The organism is Rahnella perminowiae (assembly GCF_019049755.1).
Classification (GTDB): Bacteria; Pseudomonadota; Gammaproteobacteria; order Enterobacterales; family Enterobacteriaceae; genus Rahnella; species Rahnella perminowiae.
This window is the reverse complement of the sequence record NZ_JAFMOS010000553.1, coordinates 1-17,871: the sequence shown is the minus strand read 5'-3', so window position 1 is coordinate 17,871 and position 17,871 is coordinate 1. Positions and strand designations below refer to the sequence as shown.

Genomic DNA, 17,871 nt, shown 5'->3' with positions numbered 1-17,871 from the left:
CTCAGGGTTGTGTTATACGGCGTCTTTTTTTCCGGGGAAAAGTAAGCTGGCAATAATACCTAACGCCAGAACGCCCAGCACCACATAAAGGCTGGCTAATGCGCTGATTTCAATACCATGATGCCACAAGTGATTACTGGCGTTCAGCGCCAGTTTGGCAGCCACGAAGAACAGCAGGAAAATTACTGATTTCTCCAGATGCACCAGATATTTACGCAGCGCTTCCAGCACAAAATACATCGTACGCAGACCGAGAACGGCAAACATCATTGCGGAATACACAATCAGGGGTTCACGACTGACAGCGATCACCGCGGGCACGCTGTCAAAGGCAAACATCAGATCGGAAATTTCTACCACGGCGATGCACAGCAATAACGGCGTTGCATAGCGCATGCCCTTCTTCACGGTAAAACTGAATCCCTGATTTTCAGGCTTTGCCAGTTCAGCTTCTACCTGCTCACTGCTGACCAGAAAATGTGGCCCCACCAGTTTAGGAAATACCGGGAAGAAACGGCGCACCAGTCGGTTGGCAATATGATCAGAGTAATCATCAGTTTCCTCATCATCTTTCCCGGCGCGCATCATCAGAATAGCGGTCCAGAGAATGACCACCGCAAATACCATTTCTACCCAGGGCCCCAGTGCCAGCAAACCGGTACCAATCACCACGAAAATGCCGCGGAAAACAATCGCGCCAATCACCCCCCAGTAAAGAATGCGGTGACGATAGCCATCCGGTACTTTAAACCAGGCGAAAATGGCCATAATCACAAACAGGTTATCAATGGAAAGTACCTGTTCCAGTGCATAACCGGTGAGGAAAAGACTGGCGACTTCCTTCCCGTGGTGAATATATAAAAATCCGGCAAAACTCAGAGAAACAGCGATCCAGAATACGGTCCAGAGGGAGGCACTTATCAGGCCGATAGGCTTATGACTGCGGTGGGCAAAGATGTCGGTCAGCAATGCCGCAACGGCTACAACAATAAAAACGATCGTGGTTTCAAACGGAAACCCCAGAGAATCAGACTGCATTACACCTTTCCTAAAAGTAAACGAAAGCTAAACGAATTAAGGCATTGTAAGCGGTTGTGAGGTGAATGGGTATCAAAGTCGATCCGCCACGGCGTTTTATGCCATAATCCGGGGCGTTTTTTTGCTGCCAGGATTCAAAAAATCTGACCGATACCGCCCCCAGACGGATATTGAAGTTCACATTTCCTCTCTTAAATTGATTCATTCGACTTATTTTCTTAAATCTCAATATTCATTTGCTTAATAAATTGATCCCGCTTTTAAGCTCATTGATTCTCAATTAGCTTCAATTCTTCGTGCAGATCAAAATAATTAGAAAAAAAACCCGTTAAAAAACGGGGTTTTTTAACATTTCGCCCTTTTAGCACCTTACAGCCACTTATCACTCGCTGCAAAAGATGTTAAAATTGACCCATATCAATATTGCCAGAGTGACTCTTATGATCCCGGAAAAGCGTATTATTCGACGTATCCAGTCTGGTGGCTGTGCAATCCATTGTCAGGACTGTAGCATCAGCCAGCTTTGTATTCCTTTCACCCTGAACGAACATGAACTCGATCAGTTAGACAACATTATCGAAAGGAAAAAGCCGATCCAAAAAGGTCAGGCATTGTTTAAAGCCGGTGATGAACTGAAGTCTTTATATGCGATTCGTTCCGGCACCATTAAAAGTTACACCATCACTGAGCAAGGCGATGAGCAAATCACTGGCTTCCACCTCGCGGGCGATTTAGTGGGTTTTGATGCCATTGGTGGTTTACAGCATCCAAGTTTTGCACAAGCATTGGAAACGTCCATGGTTTGTGAAATTCCGTTTGAGACCCTCGACGATCTCTCAGGAAAAATGCCGAATCTGCGCCAGCAAATGATGCGTCTGATGAGCGGTGAGATTAAAGGCGACCAGGATATGATCCTGCTGTTGTCGAAGAAAAATGCGGAAGAAAGACTGGCTGCATTTATCTACAACCTCTCCCGCCGCTTTGCACAACGTGGTTTCTCACAGCGCGAATTCCGCCTGACCATGACCCGTGGCGACATCGGTAATTACCTCGGCCTGACCGTGGAAACCATCAGCCGTTTACTCGGCCGTTTCCAGAAATCAGAAATGTTGAGCGTAAAAGGTAAATATATCACCATTGAGAATCATGAAATGCTTTCTCAGTTAGCCGGTCAGTCGGCCCCGGTTTCTGCCTGATAATTGTGAATCGGATCTGCAAGCAATAATTTGTTGATCCGACTCAATTTCTCCTCTGTCCGATTGCTTAATCTTGGTTTACTCTGTACTTAATACACTGACCGCCGTTCTTTTACAGGTGTTAAGGAGTCCCCATGGCTAAGTATCAGAATTTACTGGTTGCTATAGACCCCAATCAGGATGACCAACCCGCACTGCGTCGTGCCGTTTATCTGGTGCAACGTAATGGCGGCCGTATTAAAGCCTTTCTGTCCATTTATGACTTCTCCTATGAGATGACCACTATGCTGTCGCCAGACGAACGGACCAGTATGCGACAAAGTGTGATCAGCGAACGGGAAGAATGGATTAAAGAACAGTGTCGGTATTATATCGAAGCGGGCATTCCCATTGATATCAAAGTTGTCTGGCATAACAAACCTTTCGAAGCCATTATTCAGGAAGTCGTTTCCTCACATCACGACTTGCTGTTAAAAATGGCCCATCAGCACGATCGCCTTGAGTCAGTTATTTTCACCCCGACAGACTGGAACTTGCTGCGTAAATGTCCGTGTCCGGTGTGGATGGTGAAAGACCAGCCGTGGCCGGAAGGTGGCAAAGCGGTTGTTGCCGTCAACCTTTCCAGCGAAGAGCCTTATCACGATCCGCTCAACATTAAGCTGGTGAAAGAAACTATTGAATTGGCGTCTCACGTTAACCAGACGGAAGTACATCTGGTGGGCGCTTATCCGGTTACCCCTATCAACATTGCTATCGAACTGCCCGATTTTGACCCGAGCGTGTATAACGATGCAATCCGCGGTCAGCATCTGATCGCGATGAAAGCGTTGCGTCAAAAATTCCAGCTGGATGAGAAGTTCACGCATGTGGAAAAAGGTCTGCCCGAAGAAGTCATTCCTGACCTTGCAGAGCATTTGCAGGCGGGTGTCGTTGTTCTCGGCGCTATTGGCCGCACCGGCCTTTCCGCTGCATTTTTAGGTAACACAACCGAGCAGGTGATCGACCATCTGAAATGCGATTTGCTGGCAATCAAACCGGATGATTTCGAATGCCCTATTACGCCCGATGACGAAGAAGATGAAGACGAATAAAATCTGATTCATGCATAAATAAAGGCCAGTCGACTGACTGGCCTTTTTCATTACTGAGGGTGATTACAATGCACGCAGAATTTTCTCTACGCTTTCTTTGGCATCACCAAACAGCATTTGGGTATTTTCTTTGAAGAACAGCGGGTTCTGCACACCGGCATAACCGGTATTCATTGAACGTTTAAATACGATCACGTTCTGCGCTTTCCATACTTCCAGCACTGGCATACCCGCGATCGGACTGCGCGGATCTTCCTGTGCAGCCGGGTTCACGGTGTCATTGGCCCCGATAACCAGCACAACGTCGGTATCGCTGAAATCATCATTGATCTCATCCATTTCCAGCACGATGTCATACGGCACTTTTGCTTCGGCCAGCAATACGTTCATATGTCCCGGCAGTCGTCCTGCAACAGGGTGAATACCGAAACGCACCTTGATACCTTTTGCCCGTAATTTCGCGGTGATGTCATGTACCGGATACTGTGCCTGAGCAACTGCCATTCCGTAGCCAGGAGTAATGATCACTGAACTGGCGTTTTTGAGCATGTCAGCCACTTCTTCCGCGCTGGCTTCGTGATATTCACCCATCTCTTCAGCATCACCGGTAGAAGAACCATCAGTACCGAAGCCACCTGCAATCACGCTAATGAATGAACGGTTCATGGCTTTACACATGATATAAGAAAGGATCGCACCGGAAGACCCCACCAGCGCACCGGTGACGATCAGCAAGTCGTTGCTGAGCATGAAACCCGCTGCAGCCGCAGCCCAACCGGAATAGGAGTTCAGCATGGAAACCACAACCGGCATATCAGCGCCGCCGATTGAGGACACCAGATGCCAGCCAAACGCCAGTGCGATCACGGTCATGATCAGTAATGCGAGAACCTGAAGTCCGGTGCTTTCAGTGCGAACAAACATCACCATCAGCAGGAAGGAAACAACCAGCGCCGCCAGATTCAGTTTATGACGGTGTGGCAACGCCAGCGGTTTGGAAGAGATAATCCCCCGCAGTTTGCCAAACGCCACAATCGATCCGGTAAAGGTCACTGCGCCGATGAAGATGCCGAGAAACACTTCGGTCAGATGGATATTTTCCATCACGCCTTCCATCGGCACTGCACCATGATCCAGATAGCTGTTAAAGCCTACCAAAACTGCGGCCAGACCCACAAAGCTGTGCAATATCGCCACCAGCTCAGGCATTTCGGTCATTTCGACTTTTCGTGCCAGATAAACACCAATCGCACCGCCTATCACCATAGCAACGATGATCCAGCCAACATTGCCGGAGTCTGGCCCGAGGATAGTCGCGATTAACGCGATTGCCATCCCGGTAACACCGAAAATATTACCCTGCTTCGATGTCTCATGTTTCGACAGCCCCGCAAGGCTGCAAATAAACAAAATGGCGGCAACAATATATGCTGCTGTTACTAAACCCCCAGACATATGTTACCCCTTAGTTCTTACGAAACATCTTCAGCATGCGCTGAGTGACGGTGAATCCGCCGAAAATATTGATACTGGCAATCAGAACCGCGACGAAGGACAGGAAACTCACCCAACCGCCGTGGCCAATTTGCAGTACGGCACCGACCACGATAATCCCTGAGATGGCGTTAGTGACCGACATCAGCGGAGTATGCAGCGCATGACTGACATTCCACACCACGTAATAACCGACCACGCATGACAACGCGAACACGGTAAAGTGGGAAAGGAACTCTTTCGGAGCCACATTCGCCAGCCAGCCAAACAATACAATCGCTACCGCCATAATGATGAATTTGGTCCACGGCGACGCCGGTTTGGCTTCAACTTTGGCAACCGGTTCTGCGGCTTTCGCAGCCTGAGGCTGAGCAGATACCTGAATCGGCGGTGCAGGCCAGGTGACTTCACCGGATCTGACCACGGTTACGCCGCGCACAACGGTATCCTCGAAATCAATCTCAATTTCACCGTTCTTTTCTTTGCACAGCAGCTTCAACAGGTTAACCAGGTTGGTGCCGTAAAGCTGGGAAGATTGCGTAGGCAGACGACTTGGCAAGTCGGTATAGCCGATAATCTTCACGCCGTTTTCAGTGGTGGTAATTTTGTCGGCGACGGTCAGTTCACAGTTACCCCCGGTCTGAGCAGCCAGATCGACGATCACACTGCCCGGCTTCATGGATGCGACCATCTCCTGGGTAATGAGCTTCGGTGCCGGACGGCCAGGGATCAGCGCCGTCGTAACGATAATGTCCACTTCTTCGGCCTGCGCTGCAAACAGCGCCATTTCCGCTTTAATGAACGCTTCGGACATCACTTTGGCATAACCGTCACCGCTGCCCGCTTCTTCCTCGAAATCCAGCTCGAGGAATTCAGCTCCCATACTCTGGACTTGCTCTTTCACTTCAGGGCGGGTATCGAACGCACGGACGATAGCACCGAGGCTACCTGCCGCACCAATAGCAGCCAGACCGGCCACACCGGCGCCGATAATCATCACTTTTGCCGGAGGTACTTTACCCGCAGCGGTGATTTGCCCGGTAAAGAAACGGCCAAATTCGTGCGCCGCTTCAACGATCGCACGATAACCGGCGATATTAGCCATTGAACTCAGGGCATCGAGGGATTGCGCACGGGAAATTCGTGGCACGGAATCCATAGCCATTGCGGTCACCTGGCGGTCGGCCAGTTTTTGGATCAGCTCAGGGTTTTGCGCAGGCCAGATAAAGCTGACTAACGTGGTGCCTGCCTGTAATTTATCGATTTCATCGTTTTCAGGCGCATTCACCTTCAACACGATATCGGATTGCCATACATCATCGCCACTGACGACCGTCGCCCCCGCTTGTTCATACGCAGAGTCTTCAAAGCTGGCTAACTTACCGGCCCCCTGTTCGATAGCGACCGTAAAGCCAAGCTTCAGCAACTGTTCCACCGTTTTCGGTGTGGCTGCGACCCTGGCTTCATTGGTCAACCGCTCTCTTGGTACACCAATACGCATAATTTATTCCCTTCACCCTTTTCATTGATGATTTTGTCATCGACATAACAAATCACGTACAAGCCTGTCGGTTAATAGCCGTCACCGAATTTTATTTTTTCAGGCTGGTTATAACCTACTGAATATCTAATCAATAATCTACGTATCACAGTGATAGACAGGTAATTAATAATAAAAAAATTGATATAGTCCGCAAACCTGCTGCAAACCTTGAGAACCAAGCCTTTAATCCACCTTATAACGCGCATAACGCCGGATCAATCACTCAGCTCCCCCCTTCCTTAACCCGCTCATGGTGGGCATAGAAGTTAGAAAATAGTGAATAATTAACATTTATTTCACTACCTGGATTATTCAACAAACTTATATACGTTATGTGTAGTGAAAAAAGTAATGTGATATGTCGTACGTGCTCGCATTATTGCCATAAATTGCTGAGACACTCGGCATTGTTACATGCAATAATCGGCCGCTAACCTGTTACACATCAAAAATTCAGCACGTTTCAACATTACTGCGCAAGGTGAAAGGATTTTTATGAAGCTGACAAAAACGATCATCGCATCGGCCCTGTTTTCTGTTTCTGCACTGTCTGCTGTACATGCCGCGCAGGAAATTAGCCCGCAGAAAGCAGCAGCCATCAAGCCTTTTGATCGCATTGTTATTACCGGGCGGTTCAACACGCTGGGCGACGCCGCTGACGCCGTTTCCCGCCGTGCCGATACGCTGGGTGCAGATTATTTTTATATTCAGGATACCAACAGCACTAACAATAGCGGCAACTGGCGCGTAGTTGCAGACATCTATAAAAAAGATGCGCCAGAAATCAGCAAAGATCCGCACTATCGTGTTATCAACGGGGTGGTTGAATTGCCTAAAGACGTTGCTTACGGCCTCGAACCTTTCGATACCGTCACAGTTAACGGTTTCTACCGCAGCCAGCCAGACGTCAACGATGCCATTACGAAAGCAGCGAAAGAAAAAGGGGCATATTCCTTCTTCATCGTTCGCCAGATTGATGCCAACAGCGGCGGCAATCAGTACATCACTGCATTTATTTACAAGAAAGATGCGCAAAAGCGTGTTGTCCAGTCTCCGGATGCTATCCCTGCTGATTCTGAAGCCGGTAAAGCAGCACTGGCAGCAGGCGGTGCAGCAGCAGCCAGGGTTGAGATCCCCGGCGTGGCTTCCTCTGGTAGCCCAAGCCGTGATGTCGGCCGTTTCTTTGAGACACAATCCTCAACCGGTCAGCGCTACACGGTGACTGCTACTAACGGTGCTAAGATTCAGGAAGTGAATGACGTGACCGCCGCTCAGATGGTTCCGTTTGATTCCACCACTTTCACCGGCCACTTCAACAGCACCACGGATGTTTCGCAAGAAGTCGCGAACCGTGCAGCGGCCAAAGGCGCCAAGTTCTACCACATTACCCGCCAGTGGCAGAACAAAAGCGGCGGCAACCTGACTGTGAGCGCAGACTTCTTCAAATAAGTCTGAATAACAGCAGCAAAAAGGCAGCCCCGGTGGCTGCCTTTTCTTTTTTTACCGCGAGAACCTTTCTGGTCAGATTAGCTTCCCCAGGTACGCTCCAGCACGTTCACCCAGTTTTTGTAGCAGATTTTTTCCAGCAGTTCCTTGCCGTAGCCCGCTTTGCGCAACGCTTCAACCAGCACCGGTAACCCGCGCACATCTTTTAAAAACGGCGCCATTGAAGCTCCGTCAAAGTCCGATCCCAATCCGACCCCGTCCTCACCCAGGTGTTCAAGCAGATAATCCACGTGACGCACCATGATATCGGTGCCGGTATCATCGCTGCGCTTGCCATCTTCGCGCAGGAATGGCACCGCAAAGTTCAGCCCGACGAACCCCTGGCTTTCTCTGATTGCTCCCAGTTGTTGATCGGTCAGGTTACGTGACTGCGGGCAGATGCTGAATGCATTGGAATGGCTCGCCACCAGCGGCGCATCACTTAACTCAGCCACCTGCCAGAACCCTTTTTCGTTGAGATGAGAGAGATCAATCATGATGCGTTTCTGGTTACAGGCTTTCACCAGACGCACCCCCGCCTCCGTCAGCCCCGGCCCGGTATCCGGTGAGGTTTGATATTTAAACGGGACACCCTCACCGAAAATGTTAGGCCGGCTCCATACCGGCCCCAGAGAACGCAACCCCATGCTGTAAAGCACATCGAGATTATACAACTCCTCATCAATCGCCTCGGCGCCCTCAATATGCATAACCACTGCTAAAGCATGATTATCCATTGACTGTCTGATCTCCTGCGCAGTGCGGCAAATTTTCACCTTCCCCTGCGACTGCGCTTCGATTCTCAGCAGGAATGCCATCATGCCAAATGTGACATCACGTGCAAAATCGAAAGAAGGTGTCGGGGAAAAATCAGGATGTTTTTGAGTACCTTCCGGCAGAAAACGCGTATCCACTGAACGATCCGGCACGCTATTTGCTAGATCAACATCAGGAGTCGGCACCCAGGCGGCGAAAAGCCCGCCAGCAAAGCCTGCTTCACGACAGCGCGGCAGGTCCAGTTGCCCGCTGGCGGGTCCCTGAAGGAATGCACGCTCAGGATCCTGGCGATGTGCTGTCCAAAGCTGCAGCAACACATCGTTATGTCCATCAAAAACCGGCATTAATTCTTCAGTTCCGTGCGCTACGTTATTCATAAAAAGCTCTACCTTTGATTAAGCATGACTAAGACAACGGAGATTTGTTCGTGCGGGGTGCAGTAAGACCGTCATGCTGCACCAGCGTTGAACAAAGACAGTACGCTTCAAATGCGTTTTCGATATGAGATGTCGACGACGTGTTTTTCATTTAAGCCCGTTGCCCGGAATTAAGTCAAGGGTATGGCACTGTAATTTTTAATTTTACTTTTATATATCAATCTCATGGGAGTAGTTATGGTTACCAGGCGTCAATTTGTTACCGGTTTTTCCGCAATACCTGTGCTGTCCTACCTGAAGTTTGATGCCGTGTTTGCTGCCACTCCGGCATCAATACTGGTCATGGCCATCCAGCTCGACATCGTTACCAGCCTTGATCCGCATGAAAGCTTCGAATCCGTGGGCAGTGAAATTACCGGCAATATGTATCAGCAACTGGTGAAACCTAAACTGGCGTCCCCTGATGAAATCGAGGGTGATCTGGCTGTTTCATGGACCGCTTCTGACGATAAAAAAACCTTTACCTTCAAGCTGGATCCGAAAGCCAAATGGGCCGATGGCAAACCGGTCACCGCAGAAGACGCCGCTTTCTCCCTGCAACGCGTGGTAAAACTTGATAAAAGCCCGGCCTATATTATTAACCAGTTTGGTTACACTAAAGATAACGTCGAAAGCCTGATCACCGCCCCTGACGCCGAAACGCTGGTGATTAAAACCGCTGAACCGGCATCTGAATCTTTCCTGCTCTATTGCCTGACCGCCAACGTCGGCAGCATCGTGCAAAAATCTGCCTGTCTGGCGAATCAGACCGGAGATGATCTGGGTAACGGATGGCTGAAGAAAAACAGTGCCGGTTCAGGTGCGTTCAAACTGCGCGACTGGAAAGTCAGCGAATCTGTGATTCTGGAAAGCAACAAAAACAACCCGCACGCGGGCAAGATCCAGCGCATCATTATGCGTCATATCATTGACCCTTCCGCACAGTTGCTGATGCTGCAAAAAGGCGATGTGGATATCGCCCGGAACCTGACCACCGAGCAGTTACGTCCGCTGATCAACGACAAAAACTTCACGCTGGTACAAAAAGGTATCGCCGGTACCTTTATGCTGTCTGCCAATACCGCACATCCGAATCTGGCTAAACCGCAGGTCTGGCAGGCGATCAAATGGGCCATCGATTACGAGAACATCCAGCAGCATATCGTGCCGCTGACGCATAAAATCCATCAGAGCTTCCTGCCGGAAGGTTTCCCGGCGGCAGTGAATACCATCATGTACAAACGTGATGTGGCTAAAGCCAAAGCGTTGCTGGCCGAGGCCGGTTTCCCTAACGGTTTTGAAATTACATTAGATCACTACTCCGCCTCACCCTCTTCTGACATTGTGCAGGCATTGCAGTCAAACCTCGCGGAAGTCGGGATTAAAGTCACGCTGCTGGCAGCGGAAAGTCGTCAGGTCCTGACCAAAATGCGTGCGCGTCAGCAACAACTGGCGATGACCCAATGGGGCGCGGACTACTTTGACCCTAACTCTAACGCCGAAGCCTTCTGCAGCAATCCCGATAATACCGACAAAGCCAAGAGTCGCACACTGGCATGGCGCTGCAGCTGGCAGGATAAAGAAATTTCAGATCTCAGCACCAAAGCGCTGAAAGAATCGGATCCGGCCACCCGCATCAAACTGTATGAAGAATTGCAGACCAGACATATGGAAAACAGCCCGTTTGCCATCATGCTGCAACCGACCATGACCGCCGCCTGCCGCAACGTGATTTCCGGCGTGGTATTAACTGTAATGAGCACCAGCCCCTACGAGAAGGTTGTTAAAGCGTGAGCAAGAGACTCAAAGGATTTCTGAGTACCTGCATCAGCGTTTGTCTTACTTTGTTTGGTCTGTCGGTTGTGACTTTTTTCATTGGTCGCGTCATGCCGACGGACCCGGTTCTGGCTGCGGTTGGCGATAACGCCCCGCAGGCAGTCGTCGAACGGGTTCGTCATGAAATGGGGCTGGATCAGCCCCTCTGGTTGCAGTTTTTCCATTATCTCAGTCAGGTATTCCACGGTGATTTAGGGCGCTCCGCCCTGACCTCCAATCTGGTCACTACGGACATCGCCCGGTTTTTCCCCGCCACGCTGGAGCTGGCCACAGCGGCGATCATTATCGCCGCCATTGTCGGTATTCCGCTGGGTGTCTGGGCCGCTACCCGTCAGGGAAGCTGGATTGATCAGACCATCCGCGTGGTCTGTCTGGCCGGTCACTCGCTGCCGGTTTTCGTGCTGGCCCTGCTCAGCCTGCTGATTTTCTACTCCGCGCTGGGTATCGCGCCGGGACCGGGGCGCCAGGACATCATCTATCAGGATATGATCCCACAGGTGACCGGTTTACTGACGGTCGATTCTCTGCTGGCGGGTGATATGGGCGCATTTTGGGACGCGCTCGCTCATATGGTGCAGCCGGTTCTGATCCTCGCGTATTTCAGCATGGCCTACATTACCCGCATGACCCGCACTTTTATGCTCAACGCGTTGGGCGGCGAATATGTGATCACCGCCCGCGCCAAAGGCCTCCCGGCGCGACGGGTTATCTGGAAACATGCATTCCCCACCGTCGGCGTACAACTGATCACCGTGCTGGCCCTGACATACGCAGGTTTGCTGGAAGGTGCCGTGGTCACAGAAAACGTCTTCTCCTGGCCGGGTCTTGGACAATATCTCACCGTGTCGCTGATGAACGCGGATATGAATCCGGTGATCGGCTCAACGTTGCTGATTGGCGCGATTTATGTGCTGCTCAACCTGCTGGCTGACCTTCTCTACCGACTATTGGATCCCCGCGTAAAATGAGCACTCTTCCTGTCACACCTCAACCCCGCGCGGGCAGCCGCGCCTGGCTGCTGGCGGATACGCCGCACACCCGTACGCAAGCCGTCTGGGGCCGCCGTTACCGTATCTGGCTTGGCCTGCGTAAAAATCCTCTGGCAGTCACCGGCCTGTTCACCGTGCTGCTTGTCTTGCTGGTTTCCCTCTGCGCCCCCTGGCTGACCAGTTATGACCCAGGTGTACAAGACCTGGCGCACCGTCTGGCGAAACCCTCTTCCCTGCACTGGCTGGGCACCGATGAACTGGGCCGCGACACCCTGAGCCGCATTCTTTATGGTGGCCGGATTACGCTCGGTATGGTGATCGTGGTAGTCGCGATCGTCGCCCCGTTAGGCTTGCTGATCGGTTGCGTGGCGGGTTATGCCGGCGGTTTACTCGATCGCATCCTGATGCGCATCACCGACATCTTTCTGGCCTTCCCGCGCCTGATTCTGGCACTGGCCTTTGTAGCTGCGCTGAAACCCGGTATCGAAAGCGCCATTCTGGCTATCGCCCTCACGGCCTGGCCACCGTATGCCCGCCTTGCGCGCGCGGAAACCATGCAGGTGCGCGGCACGGATTACATTGCCGCCTGCCGTCTGACCGGTGCGACACCAGCCCGCATCGTGCTGCACCATATTATGCCGCTGTGTGTGCCGAGCCTGGTAGTGCGTATCACACTCGACATGAGTTCGATCATTATCACTGCCGCCAGTCTGGGCTTTTTAGGCATGGGCGCTCAGCCGCCATCACCGGAATGGGGCGCGATGATAGCCACTGCCCGCCGGTTCCTGTTCAGTGAATGGTGGGTACCGTTAATTCCGGCCATAGCCATTTTTGTGACCTCTCTGGCGTTTAACTTCCTCGGCGACGGGCTGCGTGACGTTCTCGATCCTAAGGAGCAATGATGCTGGTTGATATTAAAGACTTGCATATTACATTTCAGACCAACAGCGGCAGTTTCGACGCCGTTCGCGGCGTATCGCTGTCATTGGGCAAGGAGAAATTTGGGATCGTGGGCGAAAGTGGCTCCGGTAAATCCCTGACAGCACGTTGCCTGATGAACCTTCTGCCTTCCGCTGCAAAGTGCCGCGCCGAAACGCTGTCTTTCGACGGCATCGATCTGCGCAATGCCAGCGAAAAGCAAATGCGTCAGATCCGCGGCAAGCGCGTGGGTTTCATTTTGCAGGATCCGAAGTATTCATTGAATCCGGTGATGCCGATTGGTAAACAGGTGGCAGAAGCCTGGCAAACACATAAAGGAGGCTCGAAAAAACAGGCGATGAATGCCGCCATAGAACTGCTCGATCAGGTGCGTATCCGTGATCCGCACAAAGTCGCGGGCCGTTATGCACATGAAGTCTCCGGCGGCATGGGCCAGCGCGTGATGATTGCCATGATGCTGGCACCGGATCCGGAGCTGATGATTGCCGATGAACCGACCAGCGCACTGGATGCCACCGTGCAGGCTGAGATTTTGCGTCTGCTGGATGACCTGGTGTCCGGTCGTGGTATGGGGCTGATTCTGATCAGCCATGATTTACCTCTGGTGTCGAAATTCTGCGACCGCATGGCCGTCATGTACGCCGGGCGTATTGTCGAAACGTTACAGGCGGGTGATTTGCTCAAAGCACAACATCCTTACACGCGCGGACTGCTGGAATGTCTGCCGTCGCTCAAACATCCGCGGGACAGACTGCCGGTGCTGGTACGTGACGAAGCATGGAAAACCTCATGACAGTAGAATCCCCCCCTTTAGATAACAGCAAAATTATCCTCAATAACCTGCGCATCGCGTTCGGCGATACCGAGGTGGTGAAAGGCGTGAGTTTCAGTGTCGCACCCGGCGAATGTTTCGGCATCGTAGGAGAAAGCGGTTCGGGCAAATCCACAATTTTACGCGCGCTGGCAGGGTTAAATCAGGCATGGTCCGGTGGGATGACCATTGGCGGCGAAGACCAGGTGCCGGTGCGTCAGAAACGCTTTTTCCGCCGCGTACAGATGGTATTTCAGGATCCGTACGGCTCGCTGCACCCGCGCCAGACCATTGACCGCATCCTCAGCGAACCGTTGATCGTGCACGGGTTTCTGAATATCGAAAAACGCATAACTGATGCGCTGGCTGAAGTTGGCCTGCCACAGGCGGTGCGTTTTCGCTTCCCGCATCAGCTTTCCGGCGGCCAACGCCAGCGGGTCGCTATCGCGCGGGCGATGATTTCAGAACCGGAAATTTTACTGCTCGATGAACCGACCTCGGCGCTGGATGTTTCAGTGCAGGCTGAGATCCTCAATCTGCTAAGCGACCTGCGTGAGCGCCGCAAACTGACTTATATTCTGGTCAGTCACAATCTGGCTGTCGTAACGCATCTTTGCACCAGCATTGGCGTGATGATTGGTGGTGAAATGGTCGAACTTCTGAGCGCGGACGATTTACGGATGGGCAACGTCAGCCATCCGCATACCGCTGAGTTGCGATCGTTAAGTCTCAGTTTAGAGGAACCCGAATAAACCTTCCTGCACGGAAGGTTTATGGATTTCACGGGCGGCCCACTTTTTCACTGAAAGATAGTCAGGAGACATTAATGACATCCACCGCACAGTCTGCATTACAGTGGCAGGCGGCTGAAGAAACAGCAAAGCGTATCACCCGGAACTGGGATAAACCCGGTGAACCGGGGGGTGCAATCACCCTTTTCGACAGTAAAGCTCTCCGTGGTTTCGCGACCGGCGGACTGGCAAATCTCAGCACCTCAATACCTTTTAGTATCGATTCTGTTGTCCGCTATGCCTCAGTCACGAAACATATTTTTTCCACCCTGGCTTTGCTGAAAAGCCATGCCGGTCTTTCGGCGAGTGATACCCTCGGCCAATATTTACCGCAACTGAAAGCGCCGATGTCTCGGGTCACTATCGGGCAGGCGCTGGACATGACAGGCGGTTTGCCGGACGTGCGGGAAACCCTCTCTCTGCTGGGCATTTCGGTTTACAACGTCAGCGAAGCCGCTGCCATTATGGAATTTCTGGCGCAGGACGGCGCGCTGAACTTCAAGGCAGGTACTGAAATTTCCTACAGCAATACCGGTTACCGGCTGGTAGAAGAGATCCTCAAACAACAAGGCATTTTGTTTGAGGATCTGCTGCAAAAGCATATCGCGCAGCCGCTGGGTATCGTCTTTCATGCCCCGGAAACCTGGTTCGATATCGTCCCGGATCTGGTCCCCGGTTACTGGCAGGACACAACAGGCTGGAAAACAGCTGTCGCGGGTTTGCATTTGTCCGCATCCGGCAGCCTCACCGGCAGCCTGCGTTCGCTTTCAGTGTGGCTGCAAAGCCTGCTTTCACAAAGCGGACCCGGTGCGGGCGTACTGAAAACACTGACAGAACCACGCTATTTGCATGGCAATATTCCCTCCGCTTACGGACTGGGCATCACCTCGACACAAATCGGTGAACATAGGGTTTACGGCCACGGGGGTTCCCATGCCGGTTATAAAACCTATTTCCTGCTCCATCCTGAGCTTGACGCAGGCATTGCGCTGGTCTCTAACCGCGAAGACACCACGGCCTTTACCCACGCGCTGGACGTCATGTCGTCACTGTTAGCGACGCCGCTTCCGGCACGCAGTCATGCTTTGCCGGATGGCTTATATTCCAGCGCGGCTGAGCCTTACTGGTTGAAAGTGAGCAACGGCACTGCCAGTTATCTCGGTTCAGCGGATAATTTGTATCAGGGCGCGGATGTCGACGAAGCCATCACGCTTTCCGCGCATATGCCGATGCGTCTGCGCTGGAACGGCATCGCCATTCAGGGTGAGATCGGCCATGCACCACGTTATTTCACTCCCGTGGAACCCAACGATTGTCTGAAAATGGTACAGGGACGCTGGTATCATCCTCAATCGAAAGCCGCCTTTGATATTGAAGGCGATCGATTGCTTATCGGTGTCGGCACGTTACGCGCCAGTGGTCAGCTGACTTCGCTGGGTGCGGGACGTTTACTGGTGGAACTTCCTGACGGTCCGTGGAAGAAAAACTTCTGCCTGTATTTCCAGGGCTACACGGTAAAACTCATCTCCAACCGTAGCCGTGTATTGAATTTCCGCCGTGATGAGTGCCGCAGCACCTGGCATCCGGGAACATAACTTCTGTACAATCATCCTGCAGAACGCCCCCGGAGCACGTCTGGTGGCGTTTTTTTCATGCCAAGCTTGATTTATGTCTGCGCGATGCGGGCCTGAAAGGCGTAGGCTACTCTTTTTCCGGTGAAGGAGTACCGGGTTCATATCCATTTTTCTGTCAGGTGATTTACATCCTATGAATACTTCAGGAAGACGCCATATCAGGCCTTTCAGCGCACTGATAGACGCCTGTTTTCGTGAAAAATATACGCTTCAACGTTTACTCAACGATGCCATTGCCGGCGTTACTGTGGGGATCATCGCCATCCCGCTGGCAATGGCACTGGCAATTGCCAGCGGTGTACCACCGCAATACGGGCTGTATACATCGGCCATTGCAGGGATTGTCATCGCTGTTTTCGGTGGCTCGCGCTTCAGTGTTTCGGGCCCGACGGCGGCGTTTGTTGTTATTCTTTACCCTGTGTCGCAACAGTTCGGCTTGTCCGGTTTATTGCTGGCTACGCTGATGTCAGGTTTCATGCTTCTTCTCATGGGGATGGCGCGTTTTGGCAGGCTGATTGAATACATCCCGCTGCCTGTCACCCTCGGCTTCACCTCCGGTATTGCGATCACCATCGGTACCATGCAGTTCAAAGATTTCTTTGGTCTGACGATGGCGACAGTGCCGGAACATTATCTGAGTAAAGTGGCGGCGCTGGTAATGGCGCTGCCCACGCTGGATATTGGCGATGCCGCCACAGGCATTGTGACTCTTGGTATATTAATCTTCTGGCCAAAACTGGGATTGCGTGTGCCCGGCCATCTTCCGGCTTTGCTGGCTGGTTGTGCGGTGATGGCAATTTTCATGCAGGCAGGACACCCGATTGCCACCATAGGTTCACGCTTTCATTTCCTGCTGCCTGACGGTTCGCAGGGCAACGGTATTCCGTCAATTCTGCCGCAGTTCACCCTGCCGTGGACACAAAACGGCGGCGGGGGGCTGAGCTGGACGCTGGTGCAGGCGCTGTTACCGGCAGCGTTCTCAATGGCGATGCTGGGCGCGATTGAATCACTGCTGTGCGCCGTCGTGCTTGATGGCATGACCGGCAAAAAACACCATTCGGATAATGAACTGATCGGTCAGGGTATCGGCAATATGATCAGCCCCTTTTTTGGCGGCATCACCGCCACAGCGGCGATTGCACGTTCTGCGGCTAACGTTCGCGCGGGTGCAACCTCTCCGGTTTCTGCCATTATTCACTCGCTGCTGGTGATCCTCGCGCTGCTCATTCTGGCACCCCTGCTTTCCTGGCTGCCGCTGGCGGCGATGGCGGCGCTGTTGCTGATGGTGGCATGGAATATGAGCGAAGCGCATAAAGTGGTGGATTTACTGCGCCGCGCGCCAAAAGACGACATTCTGGTGATGCTGACCTGTATGAGCCTGACGGTACTGTTCGACATGGTGATCGCGATTACTGCGGGTATCGTGATGGCGTCGCTGCTGTTTATGCGCCGTATTGCCAAACTCACCCGCCTGACCGAAGTCCTGTCCGAAACTCCCGAAGATGCGCTGGTTCTGCGGATCAATGGCCCGCTGTTCTTTGCTGCGGCGGAACGTATCTTCAGTGAATTGCAGGTACGCAGTGAAGGTAAGAAAGTCATCGTTCTGGTGTGGGATCGTGTGGCCGTGCTCGATGCCGGTGGCGTCAGTGCATTACGCCATTTCATCAATACCCTGCCGCCGGGCACGGAACTGCGAATCGCAGAGATCCCTTTCCAGCCGCTGAAAACACTCGCCCGCGCGAGAATGCAACCGGTTGAAGGCAAGCTAAGTTTCCACAGCTCCTTACAGGATGCGTTATAACTCTGCGCGGTAAACGACAAAGGCGACCGG

14 protein-coding genes are annotated in these 17,871 nt (G+C 52.3%); 10 read left to right on the top strand and 4 right to left on the bottom strand.

All coding sequences use genetic code 11. From position 1 onward, the window contains the following. Nucleotides 1–12 precede the first annotated feature (12 nt). Complete coding sequence (locus J1785_RS13955) at nt 13–1,038, bottom strand: TerC/Alx family metal homeostasis membrane protein (RefSeq protein WP_217138662.1); 1,026 nt, start codon at nt 1,036–1,038, stop codon at nt 13–15. Between the two features lie 440 nt (nt 1,039–1,478). On the opposite strand from J1785_RS13955, the gene J1785_RS13950 reads away from it, so the two are divergent. Together J1785_RS13950 and uspE are read left to right on the top strand one after the other, a co-directional pair. Further along, a complete protein-coding gene (locus tag J1785_RS13950) occupies nt 1,479–2,234 on the top strand; it encodes an FNR family transcription factor (RefSeq protein WP_013575564.1) in 756 nt (251 codons plus the stop codon). A 134-nt stretch (nt 2,235–2,368) separates the two neighbouring features. After that, nucleotides 2,369–3,325, top strand: coding sequence for a universal stress protein UspE (uspE, locus tag J1785_RS13945; protein WP_129951327.1), 957 nt, complete (start codon nt 2,369–2,371; stop codon nt 3,323–3,325). A gap of 63 nt (nt 3,326–3,388) precedes the next feature. Here uspE and pntB read toward each other — a convergent pair whose 3' ends face one another. Then, nucleotides 3,389–4,780, bottom strand: coding sequence for a Re/Si-specific NAD(P)(+) transhydrogenase subunit beta (gene pntB, locus J1785_RS13940; protein WP_217219585.1), 1,392 nt, complete (start codon nt 4,778–4,780; stop codon nt 3,389–3,391). Between the two features lie 10 nt (nt 4,781–4,790). Next, complete coding sequence (pntA, locus tag J1785_RS13935) at nt 4,791–6,320, bottom strand: Re/Si-specific NAD(P)(+) transhydrogenase subunit alpha (protein ID WP_129951329.1); 1,530 nt, start codon at nt 6,318–6,320, stop codon at nt 4,791–4,793. Nucleotides 6,321–6,857: 537 nt separating this feature from the next. Here pntA and ydgH point away from each other — a divergent pair. After that, nucleotides 6,858–7,811 carry a DUF1471 family protein YdgH gene (gene ydgH / locus J1785_RS13930; RefSeq protein WP_217219584.1) on the top strand — a complete coding sequence of 318 codons (954 nt, stop codon included), beginning with the start codon at nt 6,858–6,860 and terminating at the stop codon, nt 7,809–7,811. A gap of 77 nt (nt 7,812–7,888) precedes the next feature. On the opposite strand, the gene J1785_RS13925 is transcribed toward ydgH, so the two are convergent. Further along, nucleotides 7,889–9,001: a dipeptidase gene (locus J1785_RS13925; protein ID WP_129951331.1), complete on the bottom strand. Its 1,113-nt coding sequence runs from the start codon at nt 8,999–9,001 to the stop codon at nt 7,889–7,891. A 237-nt stretch (nt 9,002–9,238) separates the two neighbouring features. Here J1785_RS13925 and J1785_RS13920 point away from each other — a divergent pair, with 237 nt between their 5' ends. The 7 genes from J1785_RS13920 (at nt 9,239) to dauA (ending at nt 17,841) form a co-directional block, all read left to right on the top strand. Beyond that, nucleotides 9,239–10,834 carry an ABC transporter substrate-binding protein gene (locus J1785_RS13920; protein ID WP_217219583.1) on the top strand — a complete coding sequence of 532 codons (1,596 nt, stop codon included), beginning with the start codon at nt 9,239–9,241 and terminating at the stop codon, nt 10,832–10,834. Further along, on the top strand, nt 10,831–11,844 hold the full coding sequence (locus J1785_RS13915; protein WP_129951333.1) for an ABC transporter permease: 1,014 nt from the start codon (nt 10,831–10,833) through the stop codon (nt 11,842–11,844). The genes J1785_RS13920 and J1785_RS13915 overlap by 4 nt, the downstream gene beginning before the upstream one ends. Beyond that, the gene (locus tag J1785_RS13910; protein WP_129951334.1) at nt 11,841–12,767 is read left to right on the top strand and encodes an ABC transporter permease; all 927 of its coding nucleotides are present in this window, start codon (nt 11,841–11,843) and stop codon (nt 12,765–12,767) included. The genes J1785_RS13915 and J1785_RS13910 overlap by 4 nt, the downstream gene beginning before the upstream one ends. Then, nucleotides 12,767–13,597, top strand: a complete 831-nt coding sequence (locus tag J1785_RS13905; RefSeq protein WP_217219586.1) for an ABC transporter ATP-binding protein — start codon at nt 12,767–12,769, stop codon at nt 13,595–13,597. Before J1785_RS13910 ends, J1785_RS13905 begins: the two co-directional genes overlap by 1 nt. After that, entirely contained in the window at nt 13,594–14,367 is a 774-nt protein-coding gene (locus J1785_RS13900) for an ABC transporter ATP-binding protein (RefSeq protein ID WP_129951335.1), read from the top strand. Before J1785_RS13905 ends, J1785_RS13900 begins: the two co-directional genes overlap by 4 nt. Nucleotides 14,368–14,441: 74 nt before the next feature. Beyond that, nucleotides 14,442–16,001: a serine hydrolase domain-containing protein gene (locus J1785_RS13895; protein WP_217219582.1), complete on the top strand. Its 1,560-nt coding sequence runs from the start codon at nt 14,442–14,444 to the stop codon at nt 15,999–16,001. A 172-nt stretch (nt 16,002–16,173) separates the two neighbouring features. After that, entirely contained in the window at nt 16,174–17,841 is a 1,668-nt protein-coding gene (gene dauA / locus J1785_RS13890) for a C4-dicarboxylic acid transporter DauA (RefSeq protein ID WP_129951337.1), read from the top strand. Nucleotides 17,842–17,871: the final 30 nt, after the last annotated feature.

Bases quoted from the DNA above. Each gene is read 5' to 3' on its own strand.
- J1785_RS13905 (WP_217219586.1), top strand. From the start codon at position 12,767: ATGCTGGTTGATATTAAAGACTTGCATATTACATTTCAGACCAACAGC.
- dauA (WP_129951337.1), top strand. From the start codon at position 16,174: ATGAATACTTCAGGAAGACGCCATATCAGGCCTTTCAGCGCACTGATA.
- J1785_RS13900 (WP_129951335.1), top strand. From the start codon at position 13,594: ATGACAGTAGAATCCCCCCCTTTAGATAACAGCAAAATTATCCTCAAT.
- J1785_RS13910 (WP_129951334.1), top strand. From the start codon at position 11,841: ATGAGCACTCTTCCTGTCACACCTCAACCCCGCGCGGGCAGCCGCGCC.
- J1785_RS13925 (WP_129951331.1), bottom strand. From the start codon at position 9,001: ATGAATAACGTAGCGCACGGAACTGAAGAATTAATGCCGGTTTTTGAT.
- J1785_RS13950 (WP_013575564.1), top strand. From the start codon at position 1,479: ATGATCCCGGAAAAGCGTATTATTCGACGTATCCAGTCTGGTGGCTGT.
- uspE (WP_129951327.1), top strand. From the start codon at position 2,369: ATGGCTAAGTATCAGAATTTACTGGTTGCTATAGACCCCAATCAGGAT.
- J1785_RS13955 (WP_217138662.1), bottom strand. From the start codon at position 1,038: ATGCAGTCTGATTCTCTGGGGTTTCCGTTTGAAACCACGATCGTTTTT.
- ydgH (WP_217219584.1), top strand. From the start codon at position 6,858: ATGAAGCTGACAAAAACGATCATCGCATCGGCCCTGTTTTCTGTTTCT.
- pntA (WP_129951329.1), bottom strand. From the start codon at position 6,320: ATGCGTATTGGTGTACCAAGAGAGCGGTTGACCAATGAAGCCAGGGTC.
- pntB (WP_217219585.1), bottom strand. From the start codon at position 4,780: ATGTCTGGGGGTTTAGTAACAGCAGCATATATTGTTGCCGCCATTTTG.
- J1785_RS13920 (WP_217219583.1), top strand. From the start codon at position 9,239: ATGGTTACCAGGCGTCAATTTGTTACCGGTTTTTCCGCAATACCTGTG.
- J1785_RS13895 (WP_217219582.1), top strand. From the start codon at position 14,442: ATGACATCCACCGCACAGTCTGCATTACAGTGGCAGGCGGCTGAAGAA.